The organism is Escherichia sp. XD33, from assembly GCF_019375075.1.
Lineage (GTDB): Bacteria > Pseudomonadota > Gammaproteobacteria > Enterobacterales > Enterobacteriaceae > Enterobacter > Enterobacter flexneri_A.
On sequence record NZ_JAENDM010000015.1, the window covers coordinates 15,581 to 32,862 of the forward strand.

Here is a 17,282-nt window from a genome sequence, read left to right on the forward strand (position 1 = left end):
GTCAGAACTTATAACCACGATGCAGCGCCACAACCCCTGCCGTCAGATTGTAGTAGTCGACACTTTCGAATCCGGCATCCTGCATCATGGCTTTCAGGGTATCCTGATCGGGATGCATACGGATGGATTCTGCCAGATAACGGTAGCTGTCGGCGTCGTTCGCGACCAGTGAGCCAATACGCGGCAGCACATGGAAGGAGTATGCATCATAGGCTTTGCTCAGCGGCTCGATAATTGGCTTCGAGAACTCAAGCACCAGCAGGCGGCCGCCGGGTTTCAGCACGCGATACATTGAACGCAGTGCTTTATCTTTGTCGGTGACGTTACGCAGACCAAACGAAATGGTGATGCAATCAAAGGTGTTATCCGGGAACGGCAGCGCCTCAGCGTTCGCCTGAACATACTCAACGTTGCCAATCACACCGATATTACGCAGCTTCTCGCGGCCCATTTTGAGCATGGATTCATTGATATCAGCAAGGACCACTTTGCCAGTTTCTCCGACCAGGCGGGAGAATTTCGCTGTCAGGTCGCCGGTGCCACCAGCCAGATCCAGCACGGTCTGCCCACGGCGTACGCCGCTGCAATCAATCGTGAATCGCTTCCACAAACGATGAATACCGAATGACATCAAATCATTCATGACATCGTATTTTGATGCCACGGAATGGAAAACGTGGGCGACCATATCCGCTTTTTGTTCCTTCGCGACGGTCTGAAAACCAAAGTGCGTCGTTTCTTGTGACTTATCCACCATCTCAATGCCTGCTCATCAAAAAATTGTTCCAGAAGTGTAACAGATTGGGCGTCGATGCCCTAGATTTCTACCCGGCTTAACTACCCCCAATGGGCTAGCGCGACTGCTGATTATATTCATCATCGCGTTGATAAGCTTCATCATTCGGCTGCTCCGGAACCGACCGCAGTCGATACTCTTCATCCTGGCTCACCGCCTGTTCAGCCAAATCCGGATTAATCTCGCGTTTAATTTCTACCCCTAAACCGCGAAACGCTTCTGCCTGCGCCAGCACATTTCCGCGACCTGAAGAGAGTTTTTTCATTGCCTGGCGGTAGTTATCCTGCGCTTTGTCGAGACTTTGACCAATCGCGGACATGTCATCGATGAACAAACGCATCTTGTCGTACAGCTTGCTGGCACGATCGGCGATTTGCTGGGCGTTGCGGCTTTGATGCTCATAACGCCACAGGTTGGCGATAGTGCGCAACGCCACCAGCAGCGTAGTCGGGCTAACCAGCATGATATTGTTTTTCAACGCTTCGGTGATCAGCTCCGGCTGGCGGTCAAGCGCCAGTAAAAAAGCGGGTTCAACGGGAATAAACATCAGCACGTAATCCAGGGTTCGCAGCCCCGGCAGCTGTTGATAATCTTTGCGTCCCAGCAAACGGATATGGTTACGCACCGACGCGATATGTTCCTGTAGCGCGCTTTCGCGGGTGTAGTCATCTTCGGCGTTGAAATAGCGTTCATAGGCGACCAGCGTCATTTTGGCGTCGATCACCACATCTTTTCCCTGCGGCAACCGCACGATGACATCCGGCTGCATCCGCGAGCGGGCGTCATTTTCGATGCTGACCTGGGTTTCATATTCATACCCTTCACGCAGACCGGAAGCCTCCAGCACCCGCGTCAATACTACCTCGCCCCAGTTGCCCTGGGTTTTATTGTCGCCTTTCAGCGCGCGCGTCAGGTTGATCGCTTCCTGGGCCATTTGCGCGTTGAGCTGCTGGAGGTTGCGAATTTCGTGGGTCAGGGTATGGCGTTCTTGTGCTTCTTTACCAAAGCTGTCCTGAACCTGACGGCGGAAACCGTCCAGTTGTTCACGTAGCGGCGACAACAGGCTGTTCAGACTCTGACGGTTTTGCTCATCAACCCGGCGATTGCTGTGCTCAAAAATACGGTTGGCGAGGTTTTCAAACTGCTCACTGAGGCGCTGCTCGCTGTTAATCATCTGGCGAACTTTATCGTCAGCATGTTGCTGTGCGGCTTCCATCCGCGTGGTTACTTCACGCAGATCGGCCTCCAGCGAGGTGTTAATACTTTGCAGGCTGCGCACTTCGTTATTGAGTAACTCGCACTCAGCGCGCCAGTGCTCGCTTTGGGTAATTTGTTGTTTTGCCGCGCTTAACTCCGCGACCATCTCTTCACGTTCAGCGAATTGCTCGGCTTTTTGCTGTGCATGTTGATAACTGGCAAACAGCCAGCCAATTGCCACACCCACCAATGCAATAACTGCGTAAACCATGATTGAGAAATCCACAACGCCTCCTGACGCAACAACTTACCCGCACAAAATAGAATTGTGCTGTACAAACGTCCAGTTTGAAAGAAGTTTCCTGCGAGGCGCTACGCAAAACGATCGTTAATTTTCATTATTTTATCCCACAATATGAGATGGAGTTTATATTGTGGGATATATCACCTTTTCCCCACGTCATTATGTGGAACACTTCAGCAATATCATCAGGAGAAACGTATGGCAGAAACCTCTTCAACCACCGCAGGCGCACAAACGTTATTACGTGGACTGGCGGTTCTTAATGCTGTTTATAACGGCTGCCATGACCTAAAAAGTATCGGCGAGTTCACCGGCACGACCCGGAGCACAACCCATCGTTTAGTCACCGTTCTGGTGGAACAACGCTACCTGCGCCATGTCCCAACGCAGGGCTACCAACTGGGTGCCAAACTGATCGAATTCGGTGCCAGAGCACTGGAAAGCACCTCGCTGTACGAAATTGCCCAGCCCGTTTTGCAACGCCTTGCCCGTTACACCCTGGACACCGTGCATCTGGGGATCGTTGAAGGCGACGAAGTGCTGTATCTGGAGAAGATCAACAGTCAGCGCGGGCTGGAAATGCGCTCACGCCCAGGCCATCGCATGCCACTGGCAATCACCGGCATCGGCAAGGCATTGATCCTCAACCGAACAGAAGAAGAGTGGCGCACGCTGTTTAAGACCTGTGGTGATGAAACAAAACTGGGCGCATTTATTCAGAACATGCGTCGTTATGCCGCCAGTGGTTTTGCTTTTGATCTGGAAGAGAACGAGCCGACTATCCGTTGCGTTGCAGCGCCGGTTTACAACGCCCGGGATGAAATTGTGGCGGCTATTTCTGTCGCCAGTACCACCACGTATATGTCGCTGGCGCGTCTGGAAGAACTGGCACCTTACGTCAAATCCTGTGCAGAAGAGATATCCGCTGAACTGGGCTGGGGTAAGCACGTCCGCAAAGATAAATAAACCATGATTAAAGGAAACGACTAATGCCGGGAGCACCCTCATTTATTGCCCTGGACTGGGGAACGTCATCGCTTCGGGCATGGCGTTTTGGCGAATCACCAAATCCACAAGAAAAACGTGAATTCCCCTGGGGGATCATGAAATTACCCTCCCAGGCAGCAACACGTGAGGACGCTTTCCACGATACGTTTTTACGTGTCTGCGGCGACTGGCTGGCACAAACCCCATGCCCGGTACTGGCTTGCGGCATGCTCGGCAGTGCGCAAGGGTGGCAACCAGCAGCTTATTTACCTTGCCCGGTCACTCTCGAGGGTCTGGCGAAGCAGTTGACGCCTGTTATCCACCAGCAGCAGACAATGCTGCACATCATTCCTGGCGTGATTAAAGAAGGTGAAATGCCCGAAGTGATGCGTGGCGAAGAGACACAAATCTTCGGTGCTATCTCGATGGAACCGGCCCTGCAAAACGCGATCCATCAGGGTATGCCAGTGCTGATAGGCTTACCCGGCACACATGCGAAATGGGCAGTAGTTGAAAACAACACCATTACCGATTTCCGAACCTTTATGACGGGCGAGTTATTTGATGTTTTATCCCGCCATTCGATTCTCGGTGCCACCATGCATCCTGGAGATGAACCGCACTGGGATGCCTTCACCCACGGGCTGACAGCAGCACAAGAGCATCATCAGACCGGATTATTATCGACGCTGTTTTCGACCCGTTCGCGCCTGCTGACCAGTAATCTTACGTCGTCCTCGCAGGGGGATTACCTTTCCGGATTACTGATAGGCCATGAATTATGTGGTCTGGCATCCAGTTTGCTACGTGATTTACCCGCCACAACACCGATCGCCTTAATCGGTAGCGCAAATCTGAACAGCCGCTATTCACAAGCATTCAACCACGTTTTTCCCGACAGACAGATACACGCCATTCCCAATGCCACTGAACAGGGATTATGGCGAATCGCCCACGCTGCCGGGTTACTGTCCACCAACGCCAGGGAATGTACCCATGCCATTTAATACGCTTTTGCAAAAAACCGGTTTAGTCGCCATTTTACGCGGTGTGAAACCGGATGAGATTGTCGCCATCGGTGAAAAACTGTACGCCGCCGGATTCCGCCTGATTGAGATTCCTATGAACTCGCCGGAGGCGTTGCAAAGTATCAGTTTACTGCGCGACGCCCTGCCTAAGGACTGCCTGGTCGGAGCCGGAACTGTGCTTTCGGTAGAGCAGGTGGTTGCGGTTAAAGAGGCTGGGGGCCAGATTATCGTGATGCCGCATTGCGATACTGCGGTGATCCGTCGCGCCCGTGCGCTGGGTATGTATTGTGCGCCTGGCGTCGCCACGCCCACCGAAGCCTTTGCTGCCATTGAACATGGTGCTAATGCCATCAAGCTGTTCCCGGCTGAACAAATTACGCCAGAAGTTACCAAAGCCTGGTGTGCGGTTATTCCACAATCCGTTCCGATGTTACCGGTTGGCGGTATCACACCGGAAACCATGGCGCGTTATCTGAGCCACGGCGCAAACGGCTTTGGCCTCGGTTCTGCGCTATATCACCCCGGCATGACGCCAGAGCAAGTCTATGAAAATGCAGTACTGTTTATGAACGCATGGAACAATTTAAATAGCAACTAACTGATAAATAAGGATATAAAAGCAATGACAAAACATCTTACCTTACCGAAAAAAATGGCTGCAATGGTACTTCTTGCAGGCGCTGCCCTCAGCATTGCGCCTGTACAGGCAGCCTCCTACCCAACCAAACAGATCGAGTTAGTCGTTCCCTACGCTGCCGGAGGCGGTACGGATCTGGTTGCCCGTGCCTTTGCTGATGCCGCCAAAAACCATTTACCCGTCAGCATCGGGGTTATCAATAAACCTGGCGGAGGCGGTGCTATCGGCCTGAGTGAAATCGCCGCTGCCCGCCCTGGCGGTTACAAAATTGGTTTAGGCACGGTTGAACTGACCACCCTTCCCAGCCTCGGAATGGTGCGTTTTAAAACCAGCGATTTTAAACCCATTGCCCGTCTAAACGCGGATCCGGCTGCTATCACCGTCCGTTCTGATGCGCCGTGGAATAGCTATGAAGAATTTATGACTTACGCCAAAGCGAATCCCGGAAAAGTACGCATTGGTAACTCAGGCACCGGAGCTATCTGGCATCTGGCGGCAGCTGCACTGGAAGACAAAACGGGTGCGAAGTTTTCTCATGTCCCGTATGACGGCGCAGCCCCTGCCATTACAGGCCTGTTAGGCGGGCATATTGAAGCGGTTTCCGTAAGCCCAGGTGAAGTTATCAATCATGTGAAAGGCGGCAAGCTGAAGACACTGGTAGTGATGGCGGATGAGCGAATGGAAACCATGCCTGACGTCCCGACGTTAAAAGAGAAAGGCGTTGATCTCTCCATCGGCACCTGGCGCGGCCTGATTGTGTCGCAAAAAACGCCGCAGGATGTGGTGGATGTTCTGGCAAAGGCAGCAAAAGAGACGGCTGAAGAGCCTGCATTCCAGGATGCACTGCAAAAGTTGAATCTCAACTATGCATGGCTTGACGCTGCCAGCTTCCAGACCCAAATCAGCGAACAGGAAAAGTACTTTGACGAGTTGCTGACTCGCCTGGGCCTGAAAAAATAAACCTGAGGTACGGTTGATGAACACAAAACAGTCTGTTGCTCAACTCGCCGTACCGCACCGCAAGCGCCTTTCATCAACGATGGTGGTGGCGCTGTTACTTTGTGTGGTTGCTGGCGCGGTGATGATTAATGCCGCTGATTTTCCAGCAACTGCCATTGAAACGGATCCCGGTGCAAGTGCCTTCCCTACCTTCTATGCCTGTGCCCTGATTGTGCTCGCTGTCTTGCTGGTGATACGCGATCTTTTGCAGGCAAAACCAGCCTCTTGCGCCAACGCACAGGAAAAACCGGCATTCAGGAAAACGGCAACAGGAATTGCGGCAACCGCATTTTATATTGTGGCGATGAGCTACTGCGGTTATCTCATTACTACTCCTGTTTTCCTCATCGTCATTATGACGTTGATGGGCTACAGGCGATGGGTACTCACACCGGGTATTGCGCTGCTGTTAACGGCAATCCTCTGGTTGCTGTTTGTCGAAGCGTTACAGGTGCCATTGCCTGTCGGCACATTTTTCGAATAACAGGGGCCAGCAATGTTTGAAAGTGAACTTTTAACTCAGGGTTTTTCGACATTACTCAATAATCCTCAGGCGCTGCTGTTTGCCACTTTTGGGGTGATGCTGGGTATTGTGATTGGCGCTTTGCCTGGTCTGACAGCGACCATGGGTGTGGCGATTTTGCTGCCTTTCACCTACGGCATGGAGCCTGTTTCTGGCTTGTTGATGATTTGCGGCGTCTTTTTTGGTGGCGTCTACGGTGGTTCTATCACCGCAATTTTGCTCAAAATTCCCGGAACGCCTGCCGCCGCAGCCACCGCTATTGATGGTTATGAGCTGACGAAACAGGGAAAAGCAGGGCTGGCATTGAGTGCCGCCACGTTCTCTTCCTTTAGTGGCGGAACGCTCAGCATTATCGTGCTGATGTTTCTCTCTCCGGTACTTGCCAGTTGGGCGCTGAAATTTAGTGCCTCGGAGTCCTTCGCCCTGGCAACCTTCGGACTGAGCATTATTGCCAGTATTTCCGGTGAGTCGCTGATTAAAGGGCTGATTGCCGGGGTTGGCGGATTGCTGATCGCAACGATAGGCCTTGATCCAATGGGCGGTTTTCCACGGTTTACAGGTGGATTTGTGGAGCTGATGAATGTGCCATTTATCCCGGTGATGATTGGTTTATTTGCTGCTTCAGAAGCATTCCGCTCTATGGAGCAAAACCAGCAAATTCGTCAGGGGGCGAAGGTGGCTATCGGCAGTCTGTTACTGCCCTGGCAAACACTACGCCGCATTGCATTAACCATTTTGCGCTCATCAGGATTAGGGGTTTTTATCGGCATGATCCCCGGTGCGGGGGCGGATATTGCAGCTTTTGTTGCCTATAACGAAACTCGTCGTTTCAGTAAGACACCAGAAAACTTTGGTAAGGGTGAAATTAAAGCTGTGGCCTCCTGTGAGGCAGGCGCGAATGGCTGCACCGGTGGCGCATTGTTACCTATGCTGACGCTGGGGATCCCTGGCGATGCGGTAACCGCCATCATGCTGGGCGCGTTAACGTTACAGGGAATGCAACCAGGCCCGCTGATGTTTACCGACCACGGCGATATGGTTTATACACTGTTTGTCGGCATGATCTTCTGTTACTTCATGCTACTAGTTCTTGGACTGCTCTCTTTGAAAGTCATCGGTAATGTGGTGAAAATTCCCGGCAATATTCTCACACCGATGATCCTCGCACTTTGTGTGGTCGGGACTTATGCGTTGAACAATAGCCTTTTTGATGTTGGCATTATGCTGATTGCAGGCGTGGTGGGCTATTTCATGCAGAAAGGAGGATATCCGGCATCACCCGTAGTGCTGGCATTGATTATGGGGCCAATGGCGGAAAGTAATTTTCGCCGTGCGCTGTCGCTTTCTGGTGGGTCACTCGACTTTCTGTATACCCGACCGATCACTCTGGCATTGCTGACTCTGGCAGCCTTTACGCTACTGACGCCAATAATCCGCAAAATAATGCGTTTACGGCGTCAATAACTGATATCGCTCCCCGAAGTTGGGGAGCGTTTTTTATTTCAGCAGACGACGCGCCGCTTCCACCACGATTTTCACCGCATGGCTTTCGGTTTGTTTCATCGTCTCAGCATTCGGGATCTCTTGCTGGGTGCGGTTAACGATAACCCCCGCTACCATACCGGCACGCAGGCCCTGACTTGCACACATGGTCAGCAGGGTTGCAGATTCCATTTCATAGTTCATTACGCCCATCGCCTGCCACTCTTCCATAGAACCTTTAAAGTGACGGACTACGCGACCAGAGTAAGTATCGTAACGTTCCTGACCAGGGTAGAAGGTATCAGAAGAAGCTGTCACGCCAACGTGAGTCGTCGCGCCAATGGATTTCGCAGCTTCAACCAGCGCAGTCGTACATTCGAAATCAGCGACAGCCGGGAATTCCAGCGGTGCGAAGTGCAGGCTCGCACCATCCAGACGAACAGACGCCGTGGTAACCAGGACATCACCCACATTAATATGCGGCTGAATAGCGCCCGTTGTGCCGATACGCAGGAAGGTGCGAATGCCCAGCTGTGCCAGCTCTTCAACAGCAATAGAGGTAGACGGGCCGCCGATACCGGTAGAGCAGACGATAACAGGTTTACCATCCAGCTCTGCACGCCAGGTGGTGAATTCGCGGTGAGATGCCAGCTTAACCGGCTTATCCATCAGCGCGGCGATCTTTTCCACACGATCCGGGTCGCCAGGGACGATGGCAAGCGTAGCCCCTTGTAAATCGTTTTTAGTGAGGCCGAGATGAAAAACATCAGACTTGGACATATACAACTCCTCTGTGAATCGGTTTAGTCAGAAGAAGCAAAAAGACACTTTACCGAAGGGTTTAACATTTTTTCGTGATACTCATCACCATGACGAAAATGCGTTGCATAAATTTACCCGCCAAAAGTGATGCAAATCACATAAATCACTCTTCATTCTGCAGGACTGCATAAAAGATGAGCCGATTCAGGCAATGTGATTTGTTGCATGCTGACTATAGTTAACATTGCGCAACATTTTTATAAGGGTACGGAGAATACCATGGCAACAACACAACAATCTGGATTTGCACCTGCTGCATCGCCTCTCGCTTCGACCATCGTTCAGACTCCGGACGACGCGATTGTGGCGGGCTTCACCTCTATCCCTTCACAAGGGGATAACATGCCTGCTTACCATGCCAGACCAAAGCAAAGCGATGGCCCACTGCCAGTGGTCATTGTAGTGCAGGAAATTTTTGGCGTGCATGAACATATCCGCGATATTTGTCGCCGTCTGGCGCTGGAGGGGTATCTGGCTATCGCACCTGAACTTTACTTCCGCGAAGGCGATCCGAATGATTTTGCCGATATCCCTACGCTGCTTAGCGGTCTGGTAGCAAAAGTGCCTGACTCGCAGGTGCTGGCCGATCTCGATCATGTCGCCAGTTGGGCGTCACGCAACGGCGGCGATGTTCATCGTTTAATGATCACCGGATTCTGCTGGGGTGGACGTATCACCTGGCTGTATGCCGCGCATAATCCACAGCTAAAAGCCGCAGTGGCGTGGTACGGCAAGCTGACAGGCGATAAGTCGCTGAATTCACCGAAACAACCTGTTGATATCGCAACCGATCTTAACGCGCCGGTTCTCGGCTTATATGGCGGCCAGGATAACAGCATTCCGCAAGAGAGCGTGGAAACGATGCGCCAGGCGCTGCGGGCAGCAAACGCGAAAGCAGAGATTATCGTCTACCCGGATGCCGGGCATGCATTCAACGCCGATTATCGCCCGAGCTATCATGCCGAGTCTGCGAAAGACGGCTGGCAGCGAATGTTGGAATGGTTTACACAGTATGGTGTTAAAAAGTAACGCCATAGTCGCTAAATCTGATGATTAAGCTCACACAATTTCAACGATTTTTTTAATCTCAAAACCATACAGCATCAAAAAATTTGTTGCTGTATGCCACTCTTTGACTCCCTTCACATTCGTCATCACACCACCTGCTGAATGCAAAAATTTCGTTGCTGTGCGGCAAACTTTTTTCCTGTTTTGTGCCGCTTTTCTCCTGAATACTCGTTCTCAGAACAACTGGATCGTTTAAACATCAGACAGGAGATTTACCATGACGCAATCCATTTTTCAGGCTCAACCCTTTGAATTACCTTTTGATCCGCGCACAACTGCACTGGTCATGATCGACATGCAGCGTGACTTTGTCGAAGCAGGGGGCTTCGGTGAGGCACTGGGCAATGATGTTTCACTGGTACGCACGGCTATCGCACCATGTACAGAGGTGCTGGCAGCCGCACGTCAAAAAGGAATTATGGTTATTCATACTCGTGAAGGCCATCGTGCAGACTTAAGCGACTGCCCGCCAGCCAAACTGACGCGCGGCGGAAAAACCTTTATTGGTGAACCAGGACCGATGGGACGCATTCTGGTCAGAGGTGAAGCAGGTCATGACATCATTCCTGAACTGTACCCGGTGGCAGGCGAACCGGTGATTGATAAGCCTGGCAAAGGCGCGTTTTATCAAACCGACTTACATCTGATTTTGCAAAACCACGGTATCAAGACGCTGATAGTTTGTGGTGTTACAACCGAAGTTTGCGTAACCACCACCGTGCGCGAAGCAAATGATCGTGGCTATGAATGCATTATCCCGGAAGATTGTGTCGGCTCCTATTTCCCGGAATTCCAGAAATACGCCCTCGAGATGATCAAAGCACAAGGTGCCATTTTCGGTTGGGTTACTGATTCCAAAGCCATTATTGCAGGTCTGGAAGGCTAACGCCGATGGTACAGGTTACGCTTTGCGCATCGTCGTTGGGATATCTTTTCCCGCAGAATGAAACGCAAGATTTACGTCTGCATAGCGCTTTTAAACATGCGGTAAATCTGTATTCAGACGCGGGAACATTCATCACTCTGTTGTGTGCGCAAACGTATCTGAATCTCCCTGATGCTGCCAGAGTCTGGCTACCTGAATGTTGGGACTGGCGAAGAGAGATTGCCCATTCAGATCCCATTCAGTTAACCCCAGGCTTACTGCGGACACCTCGATTTTGTGTGGCGCTCGATAACGCAACGCTCTGGCAGTCGCCATTTGTGGGGGGAATGCTGACACTTGAGGCATTCCCTTTGGTTTTCCAGCACTACCCAACGATGGCATCGCAACGGCTTTTATTTTGTCTGGAACATAACGTTCAAAGCACATTGCACCTGCCGGATAGTCTCACGCACCAGGGATTAGCGGTTATGGAGCATCCAGATGCGCTGGAACGCCAGGTGCCACAACTGATCGGCTTTGGTAAAGGCTTAACGCCCGATGGAGATGACTATTTGTTGGGCTATCTGGCAGCGCTCTGGTTATGGCAACTCCCTGCACCACTTGCCGATCATCAATACCGGTTGCAGCAGGCAATTGATCAACATGCGCACAACACCACGGATATCAGTCGTCATTATCTGGAGCGTGCGCTTCAGGGACATTTTTCAGAACCGATTTGCCAGTTACTCGCACAACTGGTTGGGAGCGCATCGGCAATGACAATCGCATCCTGTGCAGAACAGGTCATGCAATTTGGCGCAACGTCAGGAGTAGATTGCCTTGCAGGAATGCTGCATGGCTTTCGAACCCTGAACACCATGAATTGATTTCAACCTTTTCTCCCGTAGCCCGTTTATGGGGCTACACGGGGATGCTTTGCCCGAATTTTGCTATCGGGCGGAATGAAACAGGCGTAACAGCATGAAAGTTAAATATAAAGTTTTCAGTAATCTTTATCAGGACTCAGTTTCTCTGATGCAGATTTCCGCGCAAATCAGCAAGTTGCCCGGTATTCAACAGGCCTCGGTCGTCATGGGAACGCCCAATAATCTCGAACAATTGCGCGATGCGGGTCTGGGTAACGAAATCAACGCCAGTCCCAATGATTTAGTGATTGCAGTCATGGGTGAAGAAGATATTTGCAATGAAGCACTGGTACTGGCCCAGCAACGTCTGACCAGCAAACCCGATGATGAAACGGATAGTGGCATTAAATCACCGGAAAAGGTCAGCCTGGAAATGGCACTGGAAGCCGAACCCGAAGCCAACCTGGCACTCATTTCTGTACCGGGAGACTACGCCGCCGCCGAAGCAATTAAAGCGTTAAACCTCGGAATGAACGTGATGATGTTCAGCGATAACGTCAGTATCGTGCAGGAAAAATCCATCAAAACGCTTGCCCGAGAACGTCAGCGCATCGTAATGGGACCTGACTGTGGAACCGCCATTGTTAACGGCATTCCGTTAGGCTTCGCTAATGTGGTGAAACGCGGAGCAATTGGTGTTATTGGCGCGTCAGGCACCGGGCTACAGGAAGTGACTTGCCGAATCGACCAGCTCGGAGCGGGTATTTCTCAGGCGTTGGGAACAGGCGGACATGATCTCAGTGAAGAGATTGGTGGAATATCGATGCTCTTCGCTTTAGATGCGCTGGCGCAAGACGATGAAACTCGCGTAATTGTGCTGATTTCAAAACCGCCTTCACCGATCGTTGCCCGGACTATTCTGGAGCGTGCCGAGGCTTGTGGAAAACCCGTGGTGGTGAATTTCCTCGGTGCGAATCCGCATGATCTGGCACGTCCCAATATCACCGCGGCCACCACACTTGCCAGCGCCGCAAATATCGCCGTGGCGTTACTGAATGATCAACCACTTCCGACTATCGAGACCGAAATTTCCTGCGACGATCTCACAATGTTACAAAACGCCTGCCAGCGCCTGCCAGCCCATCGCCAGGCGATACGCGGTGTTTTCGCCGGAGGAACCTTCTGCTACGAAGCGCAACTTATCTGCCAACAAAAGGGATTCAGCGCAGCCTCCAATACGCCAGTTGCGGGTAATCGTGCTCTGGCAAATATCTGGCAAAGCGAAGATCACACGTTGATCGATATGGGCGACGATGATTTCACCCGTGGCAAACCGCATCCAATGATCGACCCGACTCTGCGCAATCAACGTCTGCTCAACGAACTCAACGACTCACACACTGCCGTCGTGTTATTCGACCTGGTACTTGGTTATGGCGCTTCCACTACGCCTGCCAGCGAATTACTGGACCAACTTTCACACATCGACATGAATAACGCACCGTTGCTGATTGCGCACGTTTGCGGAACGGAAGCTGATCCGCAAATACGCAGTCAGCAGATAAGCGCACTACAAAATGCGGGCATCATCATTGCCAGCAGCAATGCACAGGCGGCGCTATGGGCCAGCGCCGTTGCGCAGACTCAGTTGCAGAAAAAGGGGCTAAACGCATGAATACCTTATTTAATCAGCCTTTGAAGGTCGTGAACGCGGGACTACACAGTTTTGCTGACAATATTCAACACGCCGGGGGAAGCGCAATTGCACTCAATTGGCAGCCACCAGCACAAGGCGATATTGACGCTGGATTGGATCTGGCATCGTTGCTACGTCATCCCCTGGTAGAAAATGCCAACCAAATCGCCATGACACGTTATCTCGAAGCACAGCCCGTGCTGATGGATGTCATGCTCGCTAAAGAGGCCATTCCAGCAATGGCTGAACAAAAACGTATTTTGCACTCTGGCCCGCCGATTGCCTGGGAAGAGATGTGTGGTCCGGTAAAAGGGGCGATTATTGGTGCCATGCTGTACGAAGGTTGGGCCACCAGCCAGCAAGACGCTGAAAACCAAATAAACGCAGGCGAAATCGACCTTGCCCCTTGTCATCATTATCACGCGGTTGGCCCAATGGCAGGCATCATCAGCCCGTCGATGCCGTTATGGGTGGTAGAAAACAAAACCAACGGCCATCGTACTTTTAGCAATTTCAATGAAGGTCTGGGTAAGGTTCTCCGTTTTGGCGCCAATAACGATGAAGTTCTCAATCGTCTGGCCTGGATGCGCGATGAACTGGCGCCGGCAATGAAAGCAGCAATCGCACAACACGGCGAGCTGGAACTCAAGCCATTAATGGCGCAGGCGCTGCATATGGGGGATGAAGTTCATAACCGCAATGCTGCCGCTACCGGTTTGCTGATTAAGCGCCTGCTCCCGGCATTGCTGGCCTGCTCTCTTCCACAGGAACATATCCAGCGCGTCGTGGCATTTATCACCGGTAACGATCACTTCTTCCTCAATCTTTCGATGGCCGCCTGTAAAGCAATGATGGATGCCGCCGCCAATGTACCGTTCAGTTCAATGGTTACGGTGATGGCGCGTAACGGGGTGAATTTTGGTATTCGGCTTTCCGGTACTGGCGATCGCTGGTTCCAGGCTCCTGCCAATGCCGTTGAAGGTCTGTTCTTCCCCGGATTTGGCGTCGACGATGCCGCTGCTGACCTGGGTGATAGCGCAATTACTGAAACCGCAGGTGTGGGTGGCTTCGCGATGGCGTCATCTCCAGCGATCGTCAAATTTGTGGGAGGCACCCCTGCCGATGCCACCAATAACAGCCGTAGGATGCAAGCAATCACCCTCGGTGGTAACCCCGCATTTACACTTCCTGCCCTCAATTTTGCCCCCACCGCAGCAGGGATTGATGCGCGTAAAGTGACCGATCGCGGCATTTTACCGGTCATCAATACGGGTATCGCCCACAAACAAGCGGGGGTCGGGCAAATTGGTGCCGGGATCACCACTGCGCCGATGGCCTGTTTTGTCGCCGCTGTACGTGCACTGGCGGAGATCGTCGCAAAGGAGAACCATCATGGTTAAGCCACTGGCTGTCGTCGCGGTTGGCGGCAATGCGCTCATTCAGGACGAGCAACGCAATAGTATTCCCGATCAATATGTTGCAGTGATGGAAAGCGTGCAACATATCGTTGATATGGTTGAAGCCGGATGGGACCTGGTACTAACCCACGGTAATGGCCCGCAGGTGGGCTTTATTCTGCGCCGCTCTGAACTCGCCAGTAACGAAGTTTCTCCGGTTCCACTTGATTACGCCGTGGGTGATACACAAGGTGCAATTGGCTACATGTTCCAGAAAGCGCTGCATAACGAATTGGCTCGCCGTGGCATAAACAAACCGGTAATTGCCCTGGTGACACAAACGCGAGTCAGCCCACATGACGATGCTTTCGCCAGCCCCAGTAAACCAATTGGCGCGTTTCTCGATGAAGCAACAGCCCAACAACGCCAACAACAACTCGGCTGGACGCTGATGGAGGACGCCGGGCGTGGTTGGCGGCGTACAGTTCCCTCTCCTGCACCACTGGAAATTATTGAGCACGACACCATCGCTCACCTGGTGCGCCAGGGATATCTGGTTATTGCCTGCGGCGGCGGCGGTATTCCGGTGGTGCGAGACGGGCAACAACTGAAAGGTGTGGAAGCCGTGATCGATAAAGATCTGGCCTCCGCGCTGCTCGCCAGTCAGTTAGGCGCAGATCTGCTGGTGATCCCCACCGGTGTAGAAAAAGTAGCGATTAACTTTGGTACACCACAACAACAGTGGCTCGACGCTATCAGCGTTGCCGAAGCGCAAACGCTGTTGCGGGAAGGTCAGTTTGGTGTCGGCAGTATGCAACCCAAAGTGGAAGCCATTGTTGATTTCATCAATGCCAGCCAGCAACAAGGCAAACAGGCCAGCGGCCTGATTACTTCACCGCAAACCATAAAAGCAGCCCTGGCGCATCAGAGCGGTACATGGATAACCCTTTAATTCTCTGGAGAACACAATGACTACAACGCTTTTAGCCGTTAACGGAACGCTGATGCGCGGCCTGGAACTCAACCCAAATATGCAAAAAGCGGGCGGTATTTTTGTCCGTGAAGACCGAACTGACGCCCATTACCGGTTGTGGAGTATTAATGATCGCCATCCGGGAATGATTCGCGTGAATGAAGGAGGAACACACGTCGACGTAGAAATTTGGCAATTACCGCTGGCCAGTTTTGCCGCTCTGTTAATGAGCGAACCCGCTGGGCTGGCAATTGGCAAAATCAAACTTGCCGATGGTAGCGAAGTGCTGGGCGTACTGGCAGAAAACTGGCTGACCGAAGGCCAACGGGAAATTACAGAACTGGGTAGCTGGCGCAAATACACCGGGCATTTTCATACTGTGTAACGCGCATTTATAAAGGGAACATACTATGCGTAAAAAAGAAGAGAATCTGAATACGGCATCAGGATTGCGTATTGCCATGATTTTGCTGGGTATTGCCGTCACACCTGTGCTGTTGTCATCTTCAAGCCTCGGCAATCAACTTTCCAGCAGCAGTTTAATTAGCGTCGTATTGTTAGGCGGCGTCATTCTGACCTTACTTTCAGCCATCACCATTAGCGTGGGAGAAAAAGCCCGCCTGCCAACGTATGGCATTGTGAAATATTCGTTTGGCGAAAAAGGGGCCATCGCCATTAACATTTTGATGGCGATAAGTCTGTTCGGCTGGATTGCCGTTACCGCCAATATGTTTGGTCATTCGGTACATGACTTACTGGCTCAACATGGACTGGAAGTTCCACTGGCACTGTTAGTGGCGGCTGGCTGTGTCATTTTTGTCGCCTCTACGGCATTTGGCTTTACCGTTCTGGGAAAAATTGCCCAGGTTGCCGTGCCGGTTATCGCGCTGGTGCTGTGTTACATCCTCTATGTGGCAACCCATACCGAAGTGGCAGTACCAGCGGCGATTGTGGAGATGAATACAGGTGTCGCCGTTTCCACCGTTGTTGGCACCATTATTGTGCTGGTTGCCACACTGCCTGATTTCGGTAGTTTTGTGCATAACCGCAAACATGCGCTGATTGCCGCAGGCGTGACGTTTCTGGTTGCCTACCCTCTGCTCTACTGGGCGGGTGCAACGCCGAGCGCCATTAGTGGTCAGGGATCTTTACTGGGTGCGATGGCGGTATTCGGTGCGGTTCTGCCTGCGGCGCTGTTGTTGATTTTCGCCTGCGTCACCGGTAACGCGGGCAATATGTTCCAGGGCACGCTGGTGGTTTCCACACTGCTTACCCGCTTTCCCAAATGGCAGATTACCGTGGCGCTGGGTATCCTTTCCGCCATCGTAGGCAGTATGGATATTATGGCGTGGTTTATTCCGTTTCTGCTGTTCCTGGGTATCGCCACGCCACCCGTTGCCGGAATTTATATCGCTGACTTTTTCCTTTATCGCCGTAATGGCTATCAAGAGTCAGTGTTAGCCCAGGAGTCACAGATTAAAGTGCTGACATTCGCAGCATGGATCATAGGCGCAGCGGTTGGCTTTATGACCGTAAAAGGCTTATTCACCCTGACGACGATCCCTTCGGTAGACTCGATTCTGGTGGCATGTATCGCGTATGCGATTCTCAGTCGGGCAAGTCAACACCGCTAATTCCTGGG

17 protein-coding genes are annotated in these 17,282 nt (G+C 52.0%); 14 read left to right on the forward strand and 3 right to left on the reverse strand.

The genetic code is table 11. From position 1 onward, the window contains the following. Nucleotide 1 precedes the first annotated feature (1 nt). Both ubiE and rmuC read right to left on the reverse strand, forming a co-directional pair. Nucleotides 2-757 carry a bifunctional demethylmenaquinone methyltransferase/2-methoxy-6-polyprenyl-1,4-benzoquinol methylase UbiE gene (ubiE, locus tag K0778_RS11030; protein ID WP_000227958.1) on the reverse strand — a complete coding sequence of 252 codons (756 nt, stop codon included), beginning with the start codon at nucleotides 755-757 and terminating at the stop codon, nucleotides 2-4. A gap of 94 nt (nucleotides 758-851) precedes the next feature. Next, entirely contained in the window at nucleotides 852-2,279 is a 1,428-nt protein-coding gene (rmuC, locus tag K0778_RS11035) for a DNA recombination protein RmuC (RefSeq protein ID WP_063084689.1), read from the reverse strand. A 216-nt stretch (nucleotides 2,280-2,495) separates the two neighbouring features. Here rmuC and K0778_RS11040 point away from each other — a divergent pair, with 216 nt between their 5' ends. The 6 genes from K0778_RS11040 to K0778_RS11065 are packed head-to-tail and all read left to right on the forward strand — an operon-like array spanning nucleotide 2,496 to nucleotide 7,935. Continuing rightward, nucleotides 2,496-3,263, forward strand: a complete 768-nt coding sequence (locus K0778_RS11040; protein ID WP_000852398.1) for an IclR family transcriptional regulator — start codon at nucleotides 2,496-2,498, stop codon at nucleotides 3,261-3,263. A 23-nt stretch (nucleotides 3,264-3,286) separates the two neighbouring features. Next, on the forward strand, nucleotides 3,287-4,291 hold the full coding sequence (locus K0778_RS11045) for a 2-dehydro-3-deoxygalactonokinase (protein ID WP_001117528.1): 1,005 nt from the start codon (nucleotides 3,287-3,289) through the stop codon (nucleotides 4,289-4,291). After that, a complete protein-coding gene (locus K0778_RS11050; RefSeq protein WP_001116469.1) occupies nucleotides 4,281-4,910 on the forward strand; it encodes a 2-dehydro-3-deoxy-6-phosphogalactonate aldolase in 630 nt (209 codons plus the stop codon). The genes K0778_RS11045 and K0778_RS11050 overlap by 11 nt, the downstream gene beginning before the upstream one ends. A gap of 24 nt (nucleotides 4,911-4,934) precedes the next feature. Beyond that, complete coding sequence (locus K0778_RS11055) at nucleotides 4,935-5,909, forward strand: tripartite tricarboxylate transporter substrate binding protein (RefSeq protein WP_063084688.1); 975 nt, start codon at nucleotides 4,935-4,937, stop codon at nucleotides 5,907-5,909. Between the two features lie 16 nt (nucleotides 5,910-5,925). Then, the gene (locus tag K0778_RS11060) at nucleotides 5,926-6,432 is read left to right on the forward strand and encodes a tripartite tricarboxylate transporter TctB family protein (protein WP_001093393.1); all 507 of its coding nucleotides are present in this window, start codon (nucleotides 5,926-5,928) and stop codon (nucleotides 6,430-6,432) included. Between the two features lie 12 nt (nucleotides 6,433-6,444). Then, nucleotides 6,445-7,935, forward strand: a complete 1,491-nt coding sequence (locus K0778_RS11065; protein ID WP_000463026.1) for a tripartite tricarboxylate transporter permease — start codon at nucleotides 6,445-6,447, stop codon at nucleotides 7,933-7,935. Nucleotides 7,936-7,968: 33 nt separating this feature from the next. Here the strand turns inward: K0778_RS11065 and udp are convergent, their stop codons facing one another. Beyond that, complete coding sequence (udp, locus tag K0778_RS11070) at nucleotides 7,969-8,733, reverse strand: uridine phosphorylase (RefSeq protein ID WP_000045178.1); 765 nt, start codon at nucleotides 8,731-8,733, stop codon at nucleotides 7,969-7,971. A 261-nt stretch (nucleotides 8,734-8,994) separates the two neighbouring features. Here udp and K0778_RS11075 point away from each other — a divergent pair, with 261 nt between their 5' ends. The 8 genes from K0778_RS11075 to K0778_RS11110 all read left to right on the forward strand — a co-directional run bounded on the left by K0778_RS11075 (nucleotide 8,995) and on the right by K0778_RS11110 (nucleotide 17,274). Further along, the gene (locus K0778_RS11075; RefSeq protein ID WP_001298606.1) at nucleotides 8,995-9,804 is read left to right on the forward strand and encodes a dienelactone hydrolase family protein; all 810 of its coding nucleotides are present in this window, start codon (nucleotides 8,995-8,997) and stop codon (nucleotides 9,802-9,804) included. Nucleotides 9,805-10,060: 256 nt separating this feature from the next. Beyond that, nucleotides 10,061-10,729: a cysteine hydrolase family protein gene (locus K0778_RS11080; protein ID WP_000194414.1), complete on the forward strand. Its 669-nt coding sequence runs from the start codon at nucleotides 10,061-10,063 to the stop codon at nucleotides 10,727-10,729. Nucleotides 10,730-10,734: 5 nt separating this feature from the next. Further along, on the forward strand, nucleotides 10,735-11,595 hold the full coding sequence (locus K0778_RS11085; protein ID WP_001301301.1) for a DUF2877 domain-containing protein: 861 nt from the start codon (nucleotides 10,735-10,737) through the stop codon (nucleotides 11,593-11,595). 94 nt (nucleotides 11,596-11,689) lie between these two features. Then, the gene (gene fdrA, locus K0778_RS11090; RefSeq protein WP_000865639.1) at nucleotides 11,690-13,249 is read left to right on the forward strand and encodes an acyl-CoA synthetase FdrA; all 1,560 of its coding nucleotides are present in this window, start codon (nucleotides 11,690-11,692) and stop codon (nucleotides 13,247-13,249) included. Continuing rightward, nucleotides 13,246-14,670 (forward strand): DUF1116 domain-containing protein, encoded by a 1,425-nt coding sequence (locus K0778_RS11095; protein ID WP_001093942.1) that lies wholly within the window; start codon nucleotides 13,246-13,248, stop codon nucleotides 14,668-14,670. Before fdrA ends, K0778_RS11095 begins: the two co-directional genes overlap by 4 nt. Continuing rightward, a complete protein-coding gene (gene arcC, locus K0778_RS11100; protein WP_000240546.1) occupies nucleotides 14,663-15,619 on the forward strand; it encodes a carbamate kinase in 957 nt (318 codons plus the stop codon). Before K0778_RS11095 ends, arcC begins: the two co-directional genes overlap by 8 nt. A gap of 16 nt (nucleotides 15,620-15,635) precedes the next feature. Continuing rightward, nucleotides 15,636-16,025 carry a glutamyl-tRNA amidotransferase gene (locus tag K0778_RS11105; protein ID WP_000214035.1) on the forward strand — a complete coding sequence of 130 codons (390 nt, stop codon included), beginning with the start codon at nucleotides 15,636-15,638 and terminating at the stop codon, nucleotides 16,023-16,025. Between the two features lie 25 nt (nucleotides 16,026-16,050). Continuing rightward, entirely contained in the window at nucleotides 16,051-17,274 is a 1,224-nt protein-coding gene (locus tag K0778_RS11110) for a cytosine permease (protein WP_001227362.1), read from the forward strand. Nucleotides 17,275-17,282 lie beyond the last annotated feature (8 nt).

What these genes read in the sequence shown, in the direction of transcription:
- ubiE (WP_000227958.1), bottom strand. Translation starts at nt 757, where the DNA reads ATGGTGGATAAGTCACAAGAAACGACGCACTTTGGTTTTCAGACCGTC.
- K0778_RS11040 (WP_000852398.1), top strand. Translation starts at nt 2,496, where the DNA reads ATGGCAGAAACCTCTTCAACCACCGCAGGCGCACAAACGTTATTACGT.
- K0778_RS11045 (WP_001117528.1), top strand. Translation starts at nt 3,287, where the DNA reads ATGCCGGGAGCACCCTCATTTATTGCCCTGGACTGGGGAACGTCATCG.
- K0778_RS11050 (WP_001116469.1), top strand. Translation starts at nt 4,281, where the DNA reads ATGCCATTTAATACGCTTTTGCAAAAAACCGGTTTAGTCGCCATTTTA.
- K0778_RS11055 (WP_063084688.1), top strand. Translation starts at nt 4,935, where the DNA reads ATGACAAAACATCTTACCTTACCGAAAAAAATGGCTGCAATGGTACTT.
- K0778_RS11060 (WP_001093393.1), top strand. Translation starts at nt 5,926, where the DNA reads ATGAACACAAAACAGTCTGTTGCTCAACTCGCCGTACCGCACCGCAAG.
- K0778_RS11065 (WP_000463026.1), top strand. Translation starts at nt 6,445, where the DNA reads ATGTTTGAAAGTGAACTTTTAACTCAGGGTTTTTCGACATTACTCAAT.
- udp (WP_000045178.1), bottom strand. Translation starts at nt 8,733, where the DNA reads ATGTCCAAGTCTGATGTTTTTCATCTCGGCCTCACTAAAAACGATTTA.
- K0778_RS11075 (WP_001298606.1), top strand. Translation starts at nt 8,995, where the DNA reads ATGGCAACAACACAACAATCTGGATTTGCACCTGCTGCATCGCCTCTC.
- K0778_RS11080 (WP_000194414.1), top strand. Translation starts at nt 10,061, where the DNA reads ATGACGCAATCCATTTTTCAGGCTCAACCCTTTGAATTACCTTTTGAT.
- K0778_RS11085 (WP_001301301.1), top strand. Translation starts at nt 10,735, where the DNA reads ATGGTACAGGTTACGCTTTGCGCATCGTCGTTGGGATATCTTTTCCCG.
- fdrA (WP_000865639.1), top strand. Translation starts at nt 11,690, where the DNA reads ATGAAAGTTAAATATAAAGTTTTCAGTAATCTTTATCAGGACTCAGTT.
- K0778_RS11095 (WP_001093942.1), top strand. Translation starts at nt 13,246, where the DNA reads ATGAATACCTTATTTAATCAGCCTTTGAAGGTCGTGAACGCGGGACTA.
- arcC (WP_000240546.1), top strand. Translation starts at nt 14,663, where the DNA reads ATGGTTAAGCCACTGGCTGTCGTCGCGGTTGGCGGCAATGCGCTCATT.
- K0778_RS11105 (WP_000214035.1), top strand. Translation starts at nt 15,636, where the DNA reads ATGACTACAACGCTTTTAGCCGTTAACGGAACGCTGATGCGCGGCCTG.
- K0778_RS11110 (WP_001227362.1), top strand. Translation starts at nt 16,051, where the DNA reads ATGCGTAAAAAAGAAGAGAATCTGAATACGGCATCAGGATTGCGTATT.